At 56.6% G+C, this 17,740-nt stretch carries 13 protein-coding genes; 8 read left to right on the top strand and 5 right to left on the bottom strand.

Annotated features, from left to right (window positions below; all coding sequences use genetic code 11):
* Positions 1 to 23: 23 nt before the first annotated feature.
* Positions 24 to 1,232, top strand: a complete 1,209-nt coding sequence (locus tag ACFIO0_RS06820; protein ID WP_390914601.1) for an MFS transporter — start codon at positions 24 to 26, stop codon at positions 1,230 to 1,232.
* Here ACFIO0_RS06820 and mfd read toward each other — a convergent pair.
* Together mfd and ACFIO0_RS06810 are read right to left on the bottom strand one after the other, a co-directional pair.
* Entirely contained in the window at positions 1,229 to 4,699 is a 3,471-nt protein-coding gene (mfd, locus tag ACFIO0_RS06815) for a transcription-repair coupling factor (protein ID WP_390914600.1), read from the bottom strand. The two genes, ACFIO0_RS06820 and mfd, sit on opposite strands and share 4 nt — an antisense overlap.
* Before the next feature lie 55 nt (positions 4,700 to 4,754).
* Entirely contained in the window at positions 4,755 to 5,282 is a 528-nt protein-coding gene (locus ACFIO0_RS06810) for a component of SufBCD complex (RefSeq protein WP_390914599.1), read from the bottom strand.
* Between the two features lie 127 nt (positions 5,283 to 5,409).
* On the opposite strand from ACFIO0_RS06810, the gene hemB reads away from it, so the two are divergent.
* Positions 5,410 to 6,414 carry a porphobilinogen synthase gene (hemB, locus tag ACFIO0_RS06805; RefSeq protein ID WP_390914598.1) on the top strand — a complete coding sequence of 335 codons (1,005 nt, stop codon included), beginning with the start codon at positions 5,410 to 5,412 and terminating at the stop codon, positions 6,412 to 6,414.
* 119 nt (positions 6,415 to 6,533) lie between these two features.
* Positions 6,534 to 7,100, top strand: a complete 567-nt coding sequence (locus ACFIO0_RS06800) for a YSC84-related protein (RefSeq protein WP_390914597.1) — start codon at positions 6,534 to 6,536, stop codon at positions 7,098 to 7,100.
* A gap of 299 nt (positions 7,101 to 7,399) precedes the next feature.
* On the opposite strand, the gene ACFIO0_RS06795 is transcribed toward ACFIO0_RS06800, so the two are convergent.
* On the bottom strand, positions 7,400 to 8,050 hold the full coding sequence (locus ACFIO0_RS06795; RefSeq protein ID WP_390914596.1) for a TetR family transcriptional regulator: 651 nt from the start codon (positions 8,048 to 8,050) through the stop codon (positions 7,400 to 7,402).
* Between the two features lie 86 nt (positions 8,051 to 8,136).
* On the opposite strand from ACFIO0_RS06795, the gene ACFIO0_RS06790 reads away from it, so the two are divergent.
* The 3 genes from ACFIO0_RS06790 to ACFIO0_RS06780 all read left to right on the top strand — a co-directional run bounded on the left by ACFIO0_RS06790 (position 8,137) and on the right by ACFIO0_RS06780 (position 11,603).
* Positions 8,137 to 8,688, top strand: a complete 552-nt coding sequence (locus ACFIO0_RS06790) for an HXXEE domain-containing protein (protein ID WP_390914595.1) — start codon at positions 8,137 to 8,139, stop codon at positions 8,686 to 8,688.
* Complete coding sequence (locus ACFIO0_RS06785) at positions 8,631 to 10,454, top strand: CocE/NonD family hydrolase (RefSeq protein WP_390914594.1); 1,824 nt, start codon at positions 8,631 to 8,633, stop codon at positions 10,452 to 10,454. Before ACFIO0_RS06790 ends, ACFIO0_RS06785 begins: the two co-directional genes overlap by 58 nt.
* A 399-nt stretch (positions 10,455 to 10,853) precedes the next feature.
* Complete coding sequence (locus tag ACFIO0_RS06780; RefSeq protein WP_390914593.1) at positions 10,854 to 11,603, top strand: MipA/OmpV family protein; 750 nt, start codon at positions 10,854 to 10,856, stop codon at positions 11,601 to 11,603.
* 302 nt (positions 11,604 to 11,905) lie between these two features.
* On the opposite strand, the gene ACFIO0_RS06775 is transcribed toward ACFIO0_RS06780, so the two are convergent.
* Positions 11,906 to 12,778: an NAD(P)-binding domain-containing protein gene (locus tag ACFIO0_RS06775; RefSeq protein WP_390914592.1), complete on the bottom strand. Its 873-nt coding sequence runs from the start codon at positions 12,776 to 12,778 to the stop codon at positions 11,906 to 11,908.
* A gap of 113 nt (positions 12,779 to 12,891) precedes the next feature.
* On the opposite strand from ACFIO0_RS06775, the gene ACFIO0_RS06770 reads away from it, so the two are divergent.
* Positions 12,892 to 15,369 (top strand): penicillin acylase family protein, encoded by a 2,478-nt coding sequence (locus ACFIO0_RS06770; RefSeq protein WP_390914591.1) that lies wholly within the window; start codon positions 12,892 to 12,894, stop codon positions 15,367 to 15,369.
* Positions 15,370 to 15,915, top strand: coding sequence for a pseudouridine synthase (locus ACFIO0_RS06765; protein WP_390914590.1), 546 nt, complete (start codon positions 15,370 to 15,372; stop codon positions 15,913 to 15,915). It begins immediately after the preceding gene.
* A gap of 470 nt (positions 15,916 to 16,385) precedes the next feature.
* Here the strand turns inward: ACFIO0_RS06765 and ACFIO0_RS06760 are convergent, their stop codons facing one another.
* The gene (locus ACFIO0_RS06760; RefSeq protein WP_390914589.1) at positions 16,386 to 17,258 is read right to left on the bottom strand and encodes a trypsin-like serine protease; all 873 of its coding nucleotides are present in this window, start codon (positions 17,256 to 17,258) and stop codon (positions 16,386 to 16,388) included.
* Positions 17,259 to 17,740 lie beyond the last annotated feature (482 nt).

Here is a 17,740-nt window from a genome sequence, read left to right as displayed (position 1 = left end):
CGTCGCAATTTTTGCGAGCCATTTTGAACACTACAGTCCCACAAACCATTAGCCGGTCCGAATTCATTGTCTTGATGGCAATGATGTTTGCGACCACCGCATTTTCAATCGACGCCATGTTGCCCGGCATGCCCGCCATCGCCGCCGAGATTTCGCCAGACGCACCTGCGCACGCTGCATGGGTTCTGACGGCGTTTGTCATCGGGCTTGGGTTCGGAACCTTTTTTACCGGTCCATTGTCGGACGCATTCGGGCGCAAAAAGCTGATCTACATCGGCTGCGTCATCTACGTCGCCGGCGCGATTGCGGCGTGGATGACATCGTCATTGGAATGGATGTTGGCGGCGCGTGTGGTCCAAGGCATCGGCGCATCCGGCCCGCGCATTGTGTCACTGGCCGTCATTCGCGACATCTATTCAGGGCGTGAAATGGCCCGTATCGTGTCGCTGTCGATGATGATTTTCATTCTGGTGCCCGCGATTGCACCGGCCATGGGTGACTTGATCATTCATGCGGCAGGTTGGCGCGCAATCTTTGGTGCGTTCATCTTTTTTGCCGTAATTTCAACAGCTTGGTTAGGCGTTCGCCTGAATGAGCCCTTGGCCGTCCAAGACCGCCGCCCATTGCGTTTGGCGCTAATGCTAAGTGCGGTGCACGAGATGTTGACCCACCCGACAGTGCTGTTGTCGATCATCGTGCAAACAATGGTGCTGTGCATGTTGTTCACTCTGTTAACCATGATCCAGCCGATCTTTGACATCTCGTACGGTCGCAGCGACAGTTTTCCCTATTGGTTCGGACTGATCGCCTTGATGTCGGGCAGCGCGAGCTTTCTGAACTCGATCATCGTGACACGGTTCGGCATGCGCGCGGTGGTCACCTGGACGTTCGGCTTGCAATTGGCATTGGGCATCATCGTGCTGTCCCTGATGTACAGCGGCAGCAAATTCGACTTTCCGTTGTTCCTGATCTGGCAGTTCGGATTGTTCTGTCAGGCGGGTTTAACCGTCGGCAATCTGAACGCCATCGCGATGGAACCGATGGGCCATATTGCCGGCATGGCCGCCTCTGTGATCGGCTCGATTTCAACCATTATCGGGGCCGCCGCTGCCTCGCCCATGAGCGTGCTGTTCGATGGCACGCCGATGCCATTGATCACGATTGTCTGCGTGTTGGGGGCGGTGTGTCTGGTGCTGATGCAACGCATGAACCGGATCGAAAAAGCCGCTTAACCGGCCTTTGATCCGGCTTTCTTGCGCTTGCGTTCAGCAATGACTTTTTCCGCCAGATCACGCGCGATGGCAAAGGCCCCTTTGATCTTGTCGTTGTCTTTCAGCCAGTCGCGACGCACGACGATTTTGTTGTCTTTGACCTTAGCCAAACCACGCTGATCGTCGATGAATTCCACCAGCCCTTGGGGCGATGCAAACTTGTTGTTGTGAAACTGGATCGTCGCCCCTTTTGGCCCGCCATCCAACTTTGAAATGCCCGCCTTTTTGCACATGCCTTTGATACGCACGACCAACATCAACGTATTCACTTCGCGCGGCAAAGGCCCGAAACGGTCAATCAATTCAGCGGCAAAGCCTTCTAACTCGACCTTGCTCGACAGGCTCGAAAGACGGCGATACAGCCCCAAACGCACGTCCAAATCAGGCACGTATTTTTCAGGAATCAGCACCGGCACACCCAGGTTAATCTGCGGGGCCCACTGGTCATCTGCCTCAGACAAACCTTCCATCTGGCCGGATTTGATCTTGGCAATCGCCTCCTCCAGCATGGACTGGTACAGCTCGAACCCGACGTCGCGCATTTGCCCCGATTGTTCTTCGCCCAGCAGGTTGCCCGCGCCGCGAATGTCCAAATCCTGGCTCGCCAACGTGAACCCTGCCCCCAGCGTGTCAAGCGATCCCAAAACGCGCAAACGCTTTTCCGCCATGGCCGTCAATTTTGCCCGCGGCTTGGTCGTCAGATAGGCATACGCCCGCGTTTTCGAGCGCCCCACGCGCCCGCGAATTTGGTACAGCTGCGCCAGACCAAACATGTCAGCGCGGTGCACAATCATCGTGTTCGCCGTCGGAATATCGAGACCGGATTCCACAATTGTCGTCGCCAACAGCACGTCATATTTGCCGTCATAAAACGCGTTCATGCGGTCATCCAGTTCGCCCGCGGCCATCTGCCCGTGCGCCACCATGTATTTCACTTCGGGCACGTGTTCGGTCAGGAAATTCTCGATTTCGCGCAGATCGGTGATGCGCGGCACCACGTAAAACGACTGCCCGCCGCGATAATGTTCGCGCAAAAGCGCCTCGCGGATGGTGACCTTATCGAACTCGCTGACGTAGGTTCTGATCGCCAAACGATCGACCGGCGGCGTGCCAATAATCGACAGATCCCGCACACCTGTCAGCGACAATTGCAGCGTGCGCGGGATCGGCGTTGCCGTCAGCGTCAACACGTGAATGTCTGAGCGCATTTGTTTCAGACGCTCCTTGTGCGTCACCCCAAAGTGCTGTTCTTCGTCGATGACCAACAGGCCAAGGTTATGAAAACGAATGCTTTTTGCCAGCAGCGCGTGGGTGCCGATCACGATGTCGACTGTGCCGCGCGCCATGCCTTCGCGGGTGTCGTTGGCGTCTTTTGCCGAAACAAAGCGGCTCAACTGGCGCACTTCGATCGGAAAGCCACGGAACCGTTCGGCGAATGATTTGTAGTGTTGACGCGCCAGCAACGTCGTCGGCGCGATCAAGGCAACCTGCACACCCGACATCGCCGCCACGAACGCAGCGCGCATCGCAACTTCGGTTTTGCCAAAGCCCACGTCGCCGCACACCAACCGGTCCATCGGATTGCCCGACGTCAGATCGTCGACGACCTCGCCAATGGCGCGCAATTGGTCGTCAGTTTCGGTATAAGGAAAGCGCGCGGAAAACGCATCCCACGCCCCCTCTGGTGGCTCCAAAACCGGCGCTTTCCTCAGCGCACGTTCCGCCGCGATGCGGATCAGCTTGTCCGCCATCTCGCGAATGCGCTCTTTCAGCTTGGCCTTTTTCGACTGCCACGCACCGCCGCCCAAACGGTCCAACAAGCCCTCGTCATGGCCATAGCGCGACAGCAATTCGATGTTCTCGACCGGCATGTACAGCTTGGATTGCTCGGCGTATTCCAACAGCAAACATTCATGCGCGGCACCTGCGGCACTGACCACCTCCATGCCCATGTAGCGCCCGATGCCGTGGTCCACGTGCACGATCAAATCACCGGGGCTCAGCGATTGTGTTTCGGTCAGGAAATTCTCGGCGCGCCGCTTGCGTTTGGGTCCGCGGATCAGGCGATCACCCAACACGTCTTGTTCCGAAATCACCACCATGTCGGGCGATTCAAAGCCGTGTTCCAGCGCCCAAACCGCCAGATGTAGCCCACGTTTGGCAACCCGTGTGCCGTTCATGATCGCCACGACTTCGACAAATCCTTCGTCTTCAATCAGCCCTGTCAAACGTTCGCGCGCACCTTCGGAATAGCTGGCGATCACAACCGGTTTGGTTTTCATTTTCGCTTTAATGTGATCCGCTAAAGCCCCGAAAAGGCTAATGCTTTCTTGCTGACGTTCTGGCGCAAAGTTTCGCCCGATCCGACCGGACGCATCCGTCACCCCAACGCCCGTCGCCTGTGGCAATGCGCTGAATTGCACGACACGGCGGTCCACCAGCGCGCTTTCCCACGCGAGATCATTCAGGTACAAACCTTCGGGTTTCGCAGGCTTGTAAACGCTGTCCAGTTTGGACCGGTTTTCCATCGCCAAACGACGGGTTTCATACTGATCCTCGATGCCGTCCCAACGGGCCAAACGCGCGCCCGTCAGCTGATCATCCAGCGTGATCGAGGCCGCTGGCAGGTAGTCAAACAGCGTCTCCAACTCTTCATGGAAAAACGCCATCCAATGCTCTGCACCTTGATGTTTGCGCCCCGCGCTGATCGCCTCGTACAGCGGATCGTCGGTGCCGGCCGCGCCAAATTCCAGACGGTAGCTTTGGCGAAAACGGGTGATCGCGGCCTCGTCCAAGATCACCTCGGACACCGGTGCCAGTTCGACCAATTCCAGTTTCTCAGTGGTGCGCTGGGTTGCCGGATCAAAGCGGCGCGCGCCGTCCAGCGTATCGCCGAACAGATCAAGCCGTACAGGCCCCAGATCGCCCGGCGGATAGATGTCGATGATACCGCCGCGCACCGCGTAATCGCCGGGTTCCATCACCGTCGGGCTTTGCACAAACCCCATGCGCACCAGAAAATGGCGCAGCGCTTTTTCGTCGATCCGCTCGCCCACACGGGCCGCAAACGCCGCCTCGCGCAGAACGTGGCGCGCCGGCACCCGCTGGGACGCGGCATTCAGCGTGGTGAGCAGCACAAACCGCTTGGGCATGCCGTGCACCAACGCGGCCAGCGTCGCCATGCGTTGCGCACAAATGTCAGCGTTCGGCGACACGCGATCATAGGGCAAACAATCCCATCCCGGAAACACGATGACCGGTAAATCGGGGGCGAAAAACCGCAACGCTTCGACCATCGCGGCCATGCGTTTGTCGTCGCGCGCCACGTGGCAAACCGGCACGCCACCCTTGTCCAGTTCGGACAGGATCAGTTGGGCGTCAAAGCCCTCGGGCGCGCCTGAGACGGTGATATGTTTTTGGCTGCTCATCAGATCGCTTTAATTTGGGCGGGACATCGTCGTTTCAACAAAATGGGGTGCGGCGTTACTGCAAAAAGATCAAATCACGCAGATTATAGGCCATCCCCCAGAGGGCTGTGACAAATATCGCAATCATTCCAATGATTTGCACGTAAATGCGGTGGCGCGTCATCAAGGATCGCAGCGCATCGCCCACGGCTTGTTCCTGTTCGATCAGGCGCGCAGTCGAGACGTTCAAAACGCCAACGATGCTCATGGGGAAGGCCAGCAAAAACACCGCTTGGGCGATTTCGACGCCGTAGATGAACCCCAAAATCGCAAGGCCTGTGATAAAGAAACAGGCAAAACCCAGCAACCACAACCCTGATACATTTGTGATGTATAACAAACGGTTGCAGTTAATTCTTACCATGTCCTCAAGGTCAATTTGCGCCTGACCGCCGTGCCTGCGCGCGCGTTGCACCATGTCGTTTGGCACCCCCAACACCCAGTGGCTGGCCGAAGACCACAACACCGCCAGCCCGATCCAGTACCAAAGATTGGAAAACGACCGCATGTCGATGATTTCAAAGAGTGTTTGGGAAAGATCCAACTGTCGCGCCTTTGTGCTTTCGCCCGCATGAGAGTTACGTCTTATCGGGACTTTGTGCCAATTCCTACCCTTGCGAGGCGCAAAAATCCATGGCATCCATTTTGATGTAAACCAAAGTGGACAGATCATGCGCCCAACCCAAGCCTCATACCCCGCCACACGCCTGCGCCGCACCCGTCAATCGCCTGCTATTCGTGCGTTGACCCGGCAAAATACGCTGAGCGTGGATGATTTCATTTGGCCGGTGTTTGTGCGCTCTGGGACCGGTATCCAAGAACCCATCGCATCCATGCCCGGGGTTTTCCGCCGATCCGTCGACAAGGTTGTCGAGGCGGCGCGCGAAGCTGCCGATCTGGGCATTCCGGCGATCTGCATTTTCCCCTACACAGGGTTAGAAGAACGCACCGAAGACTGCGCCGGTGCGTGGGATCCCGACAACCACGCCAACCGCGCGATCCGTGCCATCAAAGCCGCAGTGCCCGAAATCGCGATCATGACCGACGTCGCGCTGGACACCTACAACATCAACGGCCACGACGGCTTTGTTGAAAACGGCGAGATCGTCAATGATCGCACCGTCGAGGCATTGGTCAAGATGACATTGGCCCAAGCCGAGGCCGGTGCCGACATCATCGGCCCCTCTGACATGATGGACGGGCGCATTGGCGCGATGCGCACTGCGCTGGAATCCGCAGGGCATCAGAACGTGATGATCCTCAGCTATTCCGCCAAATACGCCTCGGCGTTTTACGGCCCCTTTCGCGACGCTGTTGGCGCATCAGGTGCGCTGACCGGCGACAAGAAAACCTACCAGATGGACCCCGGCAATTCGGACGAAGCCTTGCGCCTGATCGAACGTGATCTGGCCGAAGGCGCGGACATGGTCATGGTCAAACCCGGCCTGCCGTATCTCGATATCTGCCGCCGCGTCAAAGACACCTTTGGCGCGCCCACCTACGCCTATCAGGTGTCGGGCGAATACAGCATGATCCAAGCTGCCGCCCAGCACGGATGGATCGACGGCGACAAGGTCATGATGGAAAGCCTGATGGCCTTTAAACGCGCCGGATGTGACGGAATCCTCACCTATTTCGCCCCCGCAGCTGCGCGAATTCTAAACGGCATGTCCTAGCCCAGCGAAATACCGCCTTACCCCGTCAATACACGTGACATAGCACGCGCAATCGGCGTATAATTGCCCACAAGATCGGATAACCGACAACAGCAGTGACAATATATAGGCGGCTTTTTATGACAGATACGACTTTCTCACGTCGAGCGTTTGGCTTGGGCGTGATTTCATCCACAGTGGCGCTGGCCGCTTGTGGCAATGGTGTTGGCGGGCGTGGGCCTAGCCTGATTGATGCGCGCGTCAGTGCGACATTGGCGGAAATGTACCGCAGCTATCCCAACACGCGCGACCTTGCGGACAAGGCAAACGGCATGCTGGTTATGCCCCTTGTGACCGAAGCCGGTCTGGGCATCGGTGGTGCATACGGGCGCGGCGCACTGTTGGTTGGCAACACAACGGTCGATTATTATTCGGTGACCAAAGCCTCTGGCGGCTTTCAAATCGGCGCACAACAATACGCCCACGTGCTGTTCTTTATGACAGACCAAGCGTTAACAGATTTCCGCCGCTCACCCGGTTGGGCCGCCGGGGCCGATCTGGAATACGTGATTTCAGACAAAGGCGACAGCCTGAACGCCGACACCACAACCGTGCTGTCCCCGGTTCTTGCCGCCGTATTCGGCCGCGCCGGACTGCGGATAGGAGCCACGCTTGAAGGCACCAAATATTCGCGGATCATTCCGTAAATCCGGACCACTTAAAATGAGCACCGGGCGCGTTCCACCCACCCGCGCCCGATGCTATTTTCGATCAACACCGATGACTGCTCTGCGGGACAAAGCGCCAGTTCGCTGCGGTTGCGCCAATGTCCGTTATTGCTTTTGCTACGTTAGAACTGCGTTATCGGAGGTGTTGATACCAACTCCATTTATCGCGAGAAACCTGTTTGCAAAGCAATTGCGCCCGAATTGCATGGGTGAAGTTGCCAACTAGCCTGCAAAACCGTTACGGCTTATGACTATAATAAACAGTTTTTGACACTGTATCAATTATCGGGTGCTGAAGCAGAACGCACTTTGTCACGCGCGGATGCGGCCATGGATACCGCATCTACCCGTGACAGCCCGAGACCAATCAGGCCATGAACGATGAGATCATTGATCAAATCAGGGCTATCGTCCTGAATGTCGCGCTCAAGAATCGATCTCACCCCAGCGACAACGATGCCCAGAACAAAAACAAAAGTAGAATCCAGCGATCGAAAAGAGAACCGGCCCGATGATCTGCCTTCTTCTAGTGTTGCCCGAACACGTGCATTCATCGGCGCGCCTATGTCGGATACATCTGTGAGCATTGTCACCAAGATTTGCGCCCTTTGCGGGCTATAAACCGCGAGATCCAAGAAAAGGGTCAATGCGATGGATAGGCGCAACGCTGGATCGGCGATAATGGACTTGAACTGTGCAATCTGGTCTTGGACATCTTGTCGAACGCCAACGGCGACGTGATGGGAAATGTCGGCTTTATCCCTGAAATGATTGTAGAATGTGCCCTTGGCCACACCGGCGCGATGCACGATCTCGTCGATGGAAACCTCTGAGAGGCTACGGACGCCGATCAGCTCTGACGCGGCACCAAGAAGGGCCTCGCGGTTGCTTGTTTGGCGCAGGCCACGGTATCCGGGCTGGCTGGTCATGGCCGATTTTTCCTCTAAGATACTAACTGACTGGATAGTCAAATAAGGCCAGTTTAGTTACAGCGCAACTCAATAAGGATGCTCTGATGCTTAAATGGCCCTTTCATATAACCCTCCTGCTCGCACCTTTGGCTTACGCCATTCATCACAGTGAAGAAAATTTGTATTTCGATTTTCGGGACTGGCGACTTCGCTATTTTGCGGACAATAATGCGCTTACGACTGAGGCCATTTTTGTTTTGCTGACCGCGATAACAATCGCATTCATTATCTCGGCAACCGTTTTGCGAACCCGTGCCGCTTCATGGTGTGTGATCCTGTTTCTGATGGGCTCGCAGATCGTCAACGCGATTTTCCACCTTGGTGCCACCATCGTTTTTCAAGACTTCAGCCCTGGCTTGATCACCGGACTGCTTGTCTACCTCCCGGTCAACTTTGTTATCCTGCGCGCCGCGCTGCGCGATGGTATAGTCACACCAATTCAATTGTTAGTTCTGTTTTTCATCGGCGCTGCAATGTTTGCGGTGTTTGAAGCGGTTGGGCCGATCATCTTGATCGCATTTGGATTGGTGTCAGTCGCATGGATCAGTTTTTCCGTGTGGCAAGAACGTGCAAGCAGCAAATGGCAAGAGGCATGAAAAGAGTTATTTTGAGCCTTGGTTTCGTTTTGGGTTGTGCTGTCTTTGGTGCGTATTGGTTTTTGGCGGATGGTCCCTCTGTCTACGAGCCGTCAGACCTAACCGATCTTATCGGAACACCGGACAGCCCGTTTGTCTCGAAAGATATCTCCGAGCTTGAAGGCAATACCATTGTCGAACGCGATCTGGCGGTGATGACACGAGATGGGACACGTCTTTCAGCCAATGTGTTTCGCCCAAAGGGCGCGGATGATGTTCCAGTCATATTGACGATTACGGCTTATCACAAAGATGAGGGCTTGGAGCAATATCCGAACATCATGCGGTTCAACGCTCGAGATGATTTTGACATCGGTCCATTGCAGCTAAGCGAATGGACACCTTGGGAAGGCCCGGACCCTGCCTATTGGGTTCAGCAAGGCTACGCGGTGGTCACGCTCGACACGCGCGGTTACGGCAAGTCCGAAGGCGTTGGATCGGTGATCAGCGAACAGGATCGCGATGATTTTCACGATGCCATTACTTGGGCCGGTACGCAGGACTGGAGCAATGGCAATATTGGCCTAGCGGGGGTTTCTTATCTCGCGATTGCCCAATGGGCAGCCGCCAGTGGCACACCGCCAGAATATCTCAAAGCAATCATGCCTTGGGAAGGACAAACCGACGCTTACCGCGAGGTTCTGTTTCACGGCGGCATTCCTGAAACGGCGTTCACGCCCTTCTGGATGGATCGGGTCAAGCGAAAGGCCAATGAATCGAGCCTTCCGGCTACCACAATTTTCGATTTCGCACGTAGCCGTCCCATAGTGATGAAGTGGTTGGAAGATAAGGTTCAACCCCCTTCGGGTATCGCATTGGAAACAATCAATGTACCCGCCTTGGTGGCTGCAAGTTGGTCAGACCAAGGGCTGCACACGCGCGGGGCCTTCGAAGGGTATAAGCGCATCGCTTCTGAACAAAAATGGCTCTACACACATGGCCAGCCAAAATGGGCGGTCTACTACAGCGACGAAGCGCGTGAGATGCAAACAGCATTTTTCGACCATTTCCTCAAAGATGAAGACAACGGATTTGATGAACGCCCCCGCGTCCGGTTGGAAGTGCGGGACACTTTGAAAGGATACAGTGTCCGGGATGCAGATGACTGGCCTCTGCCATCGACGATTTATACGCCTCTCTACCTTGATGCATCCGACGGTGCATTGCTTGACAACTTGCCCGCCGAAGAGAGTGAGGCAAGCTATGATGCGCAAACAGGTGAAGTCGTGTTTCGCACAACTTTTGATCGAGAGACCGAACTGACCGGCAACATGAAGTTGCACCTGTGGGTTCAAGCAGACGGCGCAGATGACATGGACCTGTTCGTCGCCGTACGGAAGTATGATGCAACAGGTGAAGAGGTCAATTTCTACGGCAAGACTGGCTTTAGCCAGACGCCTGCGGCACTTGGCTGGCTGCGTGTCTCACACCGCGAATTAGACGCTGAACGTTCGACACCAGAGCAGCCCGTATTGGCGCATGAGCGGCGGATGCCGCTAAGCCAAGGTGAAATCGTACCCATTGAGATCGAGATATTGCCCAGCAGCACCTATTTTGGATCGGGGGAAACGCTTGAACTATCTATACAAGGTCACGATCAGTTTGATCACCCGACGCTGGCACATGACGCAACGATCAATGAAGGATCGCATTTGATCCATACAGGTGGGAGTTACGACACGTATTTGCTGGTTCCGGTGATCCCGAATTCCGAAACCGAAGAGTGACTGGGCGCTGATTTCGTGCACGAAATCAGCTTCGAACGACGTTCGTTTCTAAATAGCAACGGCACTTCGGGATCGCCAAGGAAGGTGCTGCGGCTTCACAGCAGACAGTGAAACCGTGATTGCGGCACACATCACCGGGAACACGTTCGAGATGCGGCGCATGGGAATACACATGCAAATGCCTTTCCTCGAGGGGGGTACAATCGCGATGCAAACCCCGTGAGGACAGCAGAACGGCACATGGTCCCTGAACGGGTCAGAGCTGTGCATGACGGTGCCACGCGGCGATCAATGCGGACAGGTTGCCATCACCGCCAATGGCGGGCTGACACTTGAAAACGGACAAACCCTGAACCCCGCGAACTGATCACCTCGCTAAATACACGAAGGAAAACACCCATGACATTTCGAGCGATCGTCGCAACCACCATGGTGGTTGGCTGCGGTGCAGGACAGGCCGTAGCACAACAACCGGCCGAGGGGTTCTCCCTGGGACTGGGCGTGACCCATGCGACGTCCATCTTCGTTGGGGAGGATAACGAAACACAGGCACTGCCGCTCCTTCGTTACGAGGCAGAGGCGTTCAGCATCGGCATCCCGGACGGGCTGCGCGTCACGCTCATTTCGAACCAGCAGCTTCAATTTAGCGCTGTCGTATCGCCACGGTTCTCTGCCCTCGACGATACCGACAGCCCCGCGCTGGCGGGTATTGATCGCGACATCACAGTCGATGGTGGGGTGCAACTGCGCTACAGCTTCGGACGTGGGACACAATTGCACCTGAGGGCTGTTACCGAACTGTCTGACGATCATGGTGGTCACGAGATCGCGGCAGAAGTGCGACAACCGCTCCCCTTGGGCCAGACGCCACTCCTTTTGTCGGCTGGCCTGACCTGGCAAAGCGACGACCTCGCGCAGTATTCCTATGGTGTCTTTGCGAACGAGGCCACCATAGGACGACCCGCTTACGCGCCTGGTAACGTCATCATACCCCACATCGCAGTTTCAACCGTGTTCCCGATCAACGACAGGGTGAACCTGGTGGGCTCGGTACGCGCCACCTTTCTGCCCGATGACGTTTCGGACAGCCCAATCGTGGACGAAGATGTCGGCCTCAGCAGCTTTGTTGGATTGTCATACCGGTTCTAAGGCGCGACCGCGTCAGTATGTCGAGAAAGTCAGTTTGACCGATTTTGTGAAGCTTAAGATGCTTTGGAGAGGGTAATGTCGCAGATTTTTGGAGCCCTGTTGCACTTCTCGACAGTGAAGTTCATTCGAGAGCGGAGAAGGCAGCGGTTTAAGCGCCTGGAACCTGACATTCGCTACATCACAGAATATTGGTCAATTGGGCTCAAACCCGACATTGACCACAACGCACCTACCTTGATTTCCCCAACAAACTCCAAAACGACCCCCCCAAGAACACGCTCAGGGGGGGCAACTGGGGTCTGTTAACCCATCGCCTGCAAACGCTTGATCAGGCTGGACGTATCCCAGCGCCCGCCGCCCAGCTTTTGCACATCGTGATAGAACTGATCGACCAGTGCGGTGACCGGCAAAGACGCGTCGATTTCGTTGGCGGTGTCCAGACAAATCCCCAGATCCTTGCGCATCCAATCCACAGCAAACCCGTGGTCAAAATGATCGTCCAGCATGGTTTCGTACCGGTTCGCCATCTGCCAGCTGCCAGCAGCACCTTGGCTAATGACCTCGACCACCGCGCGCCCGTCAAGACCGGCTTTCTGTGCGAAATGCAGCGCCTCTGACAGCCCCTGAACCAAACCTGCAATCGCGATCTGGTTGCACATTTTGGTCATCTGCCCGGCACCGCTGTCCCCAATGCGACGGCAGATTTTGGAATACACCTCCATCACCGGCAATGCGCGTTTGAATGCGTCCTCGTCACCGCCGCACATGATCGACAGCGCGCCATTTTCGGCCCCCGCCTGACCACCTGAAATCGGCGCATCGATGAAATAATTGCCTGCGTCACCTGCGGCTGTGTGCAGCTCTTGCGTGACCTTTGCCGACACGGTGGTGTGATCCACAAACACCGCTTGTGCGCCCATGCCTGCAAACGCGCCATCCGCACCCAAACAGACCGACCGCAAATCATCATCGTTGCCCACACAGGCCATCACAAACTCAGCGCCCGCAGCGGCCTCGCGCGGGGTAGCCGCCGCCGATCCACCGTATTCAGCCGCCCAAGCATCCGCCTTGGAAGCCGTGCGATTGTAAACCGTTACGTCAAAGCCTGCCTTTTGCAGATGCCCCGCCATTGGTCCGCCCATGACCCCCAAACCCAAAAATGCAATCTTTGTCATGTCTTTCTCCTGAATGTGCGCCAATGGACGCCACTACGGGCCAATGGACGGTTGTCATCGTTTGCCAGCATACGTAACAGTCTGACCCCAAGGGTCAACTGCACGAGGCCGCGATGGCACTATTGTTTCAATGGCTGGTACGACTGACAGCGGCGGCGATTGTGCTGTCTGTGCTGGCAATTTTGCTGGTCTATTATCTGGCCTCACGGTCCCTGCCCGACTACTCGGCTGCGGTCACGGTTGACGGCATAAACGCCCCGATCGAGATCGTGCGCGACAATGCGAATGTGCCGCATATTCTGGCGCAAACCGATGCGGATGCGTTTTTTGCGCTGGGGTTTGCGCACGCGCAGGATCGCCTGTGGCAAATGACTGTGCTGCGCCGCACCGCTCAGGGCCGGCTGTCCGAAGTGTTCGGCACCACCACGCTGGAGATCGACACGCATTTGCGCCGTCTGGATTTGTACCGTCTGTCGATTGCCTCGGTTGAGGCACAGAACGCGCCGACCCGCGCCGCACTCGAGGCCTATTCCGCTGGCGTGAACGCGCAACTGGCCGAAATCAACAAAGGGGCGTCGGGGCGTGGTGCGCCCGAGATGTTCATTTTCAACGCGCCGATTGCCCTGTGGCGCCCTGCAGATTCGATTGCACTGATCAAGCTGATGGGCCTGCAAATGTCCGGTCATCTGGACGCCGAAGTTCTGCGCGCCCGCATGTCGCTGGCGGTGCCTGATGCCAAGCGCTTGGGCGATATTCTGCCCGACGCGCCGGGCTCTGGCGTGGCTGCCTTGCCGCAATACGCCTCACTAATGCCTGACCTGTCGACCCTGCCCGTCTATGCGCAAAACACCTCCGGCCAGCACCCTTTGTCACCGTTCAAAGCGCCCGTATTTGCCGGTGCGTCCAACGCGTGGGCCGCAGCGCCGACACGCTCTGCGTCCGGTGGCACGTTGCTGGCCAACGATCCGCACCTCGGGTTCACCGCCCCCGCAATCTGGTATCTGGCGCGTATGGATTTGCGCACCGGCAGCGTGATTGGCGGCACGATCCCCGGCGTTCCCGTGATCCTGACCGGACGCAGCGCCGAATTGGGCTGGGGCCTGACCAGCGCCTACGTCGATGACCAAGACATCATGATCGAAGAACTGAACCCCGACAATTCCGAAGAATACCGCGTCAAAGACGGCTTTAAGGCGTTTGAAACCCGCCCCTCGATCATCAACATCAAAGACGCACCACCGATCACAATTACCCTGCGCTGGTCCGACAACGGCCCGATTTTACCCGGTGCATTCAAAGACTTGCGCACTGTCACGCCGCCCGGTCATGTCGCAGCCCTGTCTGCCACCGTGCTCAGCCCGCGTGACACATCGATGACCGCAGGCATCGGGATCATGCAAGCGCGCAACGTCAAACAAGCCATCGACGCCGGCGTGTTCTACATCGCGCCCGCGCAAAACCTGACGCTGGTGGACCGTGAAAACATCGCGATGAAAACCATCGGTGCGATCCCGCGCCGCGATGCAAATCACCAAAGCCAAGGGCGCATGCCGTCCCTTGGGGCGGACCCGAAAAACCACTGGGAAGGGCGCATGCCCTACGCCGCCAACCCCGAATTCATCGCCCCTTTGGGCGGTATCCTCGGCAACACCAACAACAAGACCGTTGAACGCCCGTTCCCCAATCACGTGTCGTTTACGTGGGGCGACACGCAACGCATCCAACGCTGGCAACGGCTGATGCAAGCGCGCCAAGTCCACACGCGCGACAGCTTTGTCGAGGCGCAGTTGGATACCGTCAGTTTCACCGCGCGATCCCTGCTGCCGCTGATCGGGGCCGAGTTGTGGTTCACAGGCGAGGCCGCCGTCGAAGGCACGCCCGAGCGCAAACGCCAACGCGCGCTGGATCTGCTTGCCAGTTGGAGCGGTGAGATGAACGAACACCTGCCCGAACCGCTGATCTACGCCACGTGGTTGCGCGCGCTGCAAGACCGGCTGATCAACGATGATCTGGGGCCAATGGCTGACCAGTTCAGCCACGTCGAACCGCTGTTCATCGAACGGGTCTACCGCGACATCGACGGGGCCGCGCAGTGGTGCGACGTGGTGCAAAGCGCGCCGATTGAAACCTGCGCCGACATGGCGCGATTGGCCTTGGATGACGCGTTGCTGGAAATCGAGGAAACTTGGGGCTCGGGGCTCGAATCCTTGCGCTGGGGCGACGCACACCAAGCCACGCACGACCACACGACCTTGGGCAAAGTGCCGCTGCTGCGCTATTTCGTGAACATCCGCCAATCCACCTCTGGCGGCGACAACACGCTGAACCGTGGGCTGACATCAGGTGACGGCCCCAACCCGTTCGAAAACGTGCATGGTGCCGGCTACCGCGGCGTCTACGATTTCGCCGATCCTGACAGCTCGGTTTTTGTCACCTCGACGGGGCAATCGGGCCACTTTTTATCGCGCCACTACGACGACCTCGCGCAATTGTGGCGGCGCGGCGAATACATCCTCATGTCACTGGACGCAGACCTCGCCCGCGGTGCTGCCGTCGGTGTGACAACCTTGAACCCTGCATCGGAGCAATAAATGGCCCGCGTCATCCTATTCAACAAACCGTTCGGCGTGCTGTCGCAATTCACCGACAAAGGCACCACTTCGCCGCGCCCGACCCTGTCGAAATTCATCAAGATCCCCGACGTCTACGCCGCAGGTCGCCTTGACCGCGACAGCGAAGGGTTGATGGTTTTGACCGACAGCGGATCGCTGCAGGCGCGCATCACGCACCCGACCAACAAGATGGAAAAGACCTACTGGGTCCAAGTCGAAGGCACGCCAAAAGGGCGCGCGCTGAGCCAACTTGCCGGTGGTGTCAAGCTGAACGACGGCATGACCGAACGGGCAAAGGTCGAACAGATCTCGGAACCCGACGGGCTATGGGAACGCGACCCACCGATCCGCGTGCGCAAAGATATTCCCGACACCTGGCTGCAAATCACCATCACCGAAGGGCGCAACCGCCAAGTCCGGCGCATGACCGCCCACATCGGGCATCCCACGCTACGCCTGATCCGCGCACAAGTCGGACAATGGAGCCTTGGTGATCTGGCGAGCGGAAAATGGCGGGATGCTTAGCGACGCTTAAGTGACAAGGTCAGCTGTGCGGACCTTTCAGGCCTTTGTTGGTTAGAAATTGGCCGACTAGCAACGTAAGAACTTTGCTATTGATTTGAATGTCCAAAAAACTGCACGAACCATAATGTACATCGTGCTGATCCCCCAAATTGCCAAAAACAACAGCGAGATTACGCCCGGGCCATGAGGTGGGGTTACTCGAGAAATGAACATTGCTGGAATACTCAGCAAAGAAACAATCAGTGACAACAGCAGTTTCGATTGCACGATTTCTCTAGCAATAGTCATCCCCTTTCTCGGATATTCTAAATGACGGAACTGCGGGATAAAGCTGCAGTTCTAGTTCCCGGCACAAAAGTCTGCGTTTGACCCAATTTGACCGGCACGCTCTCTTAAACCGGTGGCCAATGGTTAAGCAACTTGTGACGCGCGCCCGCGAACTTGCGGGCACGCGAATTGTTCTTTGACGCTTAGTTCGACATCGTCTGATTGGCCCAATCAGATATTGCCGAAACCTGTGTGTTGACCCCGAACCTTAGTGCAACGGCACACCCGTGGCCCCAGCTAACAATACCGCCCAACCTAATTTCGCCCCAAATACGAACATACACCGGCCCTCCACTAATACCTGGGCAAGCATCTTTGCCGCCTCTCGGATAACCTGTACAAAACATCGTGTTGGTTAGGGCGCCGTTATAACTTTCAGGGGCGTTGCACGTATAGTTGGAGACCGTCGGCACCTCAGTATATTTCAAAACCGGAGTTCCCGGACCACCCTGTGCCGTGGAACCCCAGACTGACACTTGAACGGTCATGTCCCCCGGCAAGTTTTCGGATTCATACATTTGGATAGGCCGCCCAATGGTCGCGCTATTGGACAAACGCAGTAACGCCACGTCAAAATCCATCGTGCTTGGATTCCAGCTTGGGTTCATGAAAATTTCGGACACGGTGATCTGCTCGCCACCGCTCGCGTAGTTCAATGTGCCCAAGACAACATCAATTCTTGACGGGTCTTTGCGCACGGTCGGCGTGTCGACGCAGTGCGCCGCCGTCAGAACCCAACCCGGCGCAACCAACGCGCCGCCACAAAACTGGTTGCGCGTGCCATGCATAACAATCGTCGCCACCCAAGGAGCATCATCAATGGATTCCAGAGGAATGCCAGAGTTTGCATAGGCGTTAGTGGTATCTGCGCTCGCTATTCCAAACGGCGAAACAAGCGCAGCTATCATAAGGCCAATCTTGAGACATAGTTTCATTATATTTCCTTTGGTTGTCGTGGTTGCAATAAATTGAAGTAGAATTGTCGGAAACCTTGGCGGCGATCCGTGCGTCGACATAGTCCGATGGGGTAATGCTATTTACCGTCACAACCCCGCCCTGCTGGCATTTAAGAGTGAGTTGTTCGGGCTGGTGTGGAAAATAGAATCGCGACCGTTCGCGTTCATGCCCCAGTTCGCTGCAGCCGGGTTGGCCGTGAACATTTGATACCCGGGGTTTCTCCGTTGACTGAAGCGGAGCTTTCGTTGGTGTCCCGCCGTGCTCGCTTCAAATCAATCATCTTCAGACACTATGTTATGTGTTGTCGGTTGTAGAGTCTTAATCATCACGCACACCCGGATTGGTGCGTTTGATACAAAAGGCCGAGTGTGGGCTCAAATCAGACCTTCGTATCCTCTACGACGTAAATCAGTTGCAAGATGATCCACGGCACACATCCTGCGGAATATCGGTCGATCCAAATCGCACAGCCCTGCAAACATGACCAAATACCTAACGCGCGCGCTCAAACATGAACGAGGCCAACAGGTTAACCACACCT

The sequence above is a fragment of the Pseudosulfitobacter sp. SM2401 genome, assembly GCF_042932805.1.
Classification (GTDB): Bacteria; Pseudomonadota; Alphaproteobacteria; order Rhodobacterales; family Rhodobacteraceae; genus Ascidiaceihabitans.
This window is presented reverse-complemented; position numbering and strand designations above follow the sequence as displayed.

What these genes read in the sequence shown, in the direction of transcription:
- mfd (WP_390914600.1), bottom strand. Translation starts at nt 4,699, where the DNA reads ATGAGCAGCCAAAAACATATCACCGTCTCAGGCGCGCCCGAGGGCTTT.
- hemB (WP_390914598.1), top strand. Translation starts at nt 5,410, where the DNA reads ATGCGCCCAACCCAAGCCTCATACCCCGCCACACGCCTGCGCCGCACC.
- ACFIO0_RS06800 (WP_390914597.1), top strand. Translation starts at nt 6,534, where the DNA reads ATGACAGATACGACTTTCTCACGTCGAGCGTTTGGCTTGGGCGTGATT.
- ACFIO0_RS06795 (WP_390914596.1), bottom strand. Translation starts at nt 8,050, where the DNA reads ATGACCAGCCAGCCCGGATACCGTGGCCTGCGCCAAACAAGCAACCGC.
- ACFIO0_RS06790 (WP_390914595.1), top strand. Translation starts at nt 8,137, where the DNA reads ATGCTTAAATGGCCCTTTCATATAACCCTCCTGCTCGCACCTTTGGCT.
- ACFIO0_RS06785 (WP_390914594.1), top strand. Translation starts at nt 8,631, where the DNA reads ATGGATCAGTTTTTCCGTGTGGCAAGAACGTGCAAGCAGCAAATGGCA.
- ACFIO0_RS06780 (WP_390914593.1), top strand. Translation starts at nt 10,854, where the DNA reads ATGACATTTCGAGCGATCGTCGCAACCACCATGGTGGTTGGCTGCGGT.
- ACFIO0_RS06775 (WP_390914592.1), bottom strand. Translation starts at nt 12,778, where the DNA reads ATGACAAAGATTGCATTTTTGGGTTTGGGGGTCATGGGCGGACCAATG.
- ACFIO0_RS06770 (WP_390914591.1), top strand. Translation starts at nt 12,892, where the DNA reads ATGGCACTATTGTTTCAATGGCTGGTACGACTGACAGCGGCGGCGATT.
- ACFIO0_RS06765 (WP_390914590.1), top strand. Translation starts at nt 15,370, where the DNA reads ATGGCCCGCGTCATCCTATTCAACAAACCGTTCGGCGTGCTGTCGCAA.
- ACFIO0_RS06760 (WP_390914589.1), bottom strand. Translation starts at nt 17,258, where the DNA reads ATGTCGACGCACGGATCGCCGCCAAGGTTTCCGACAATTCTACTTCAA.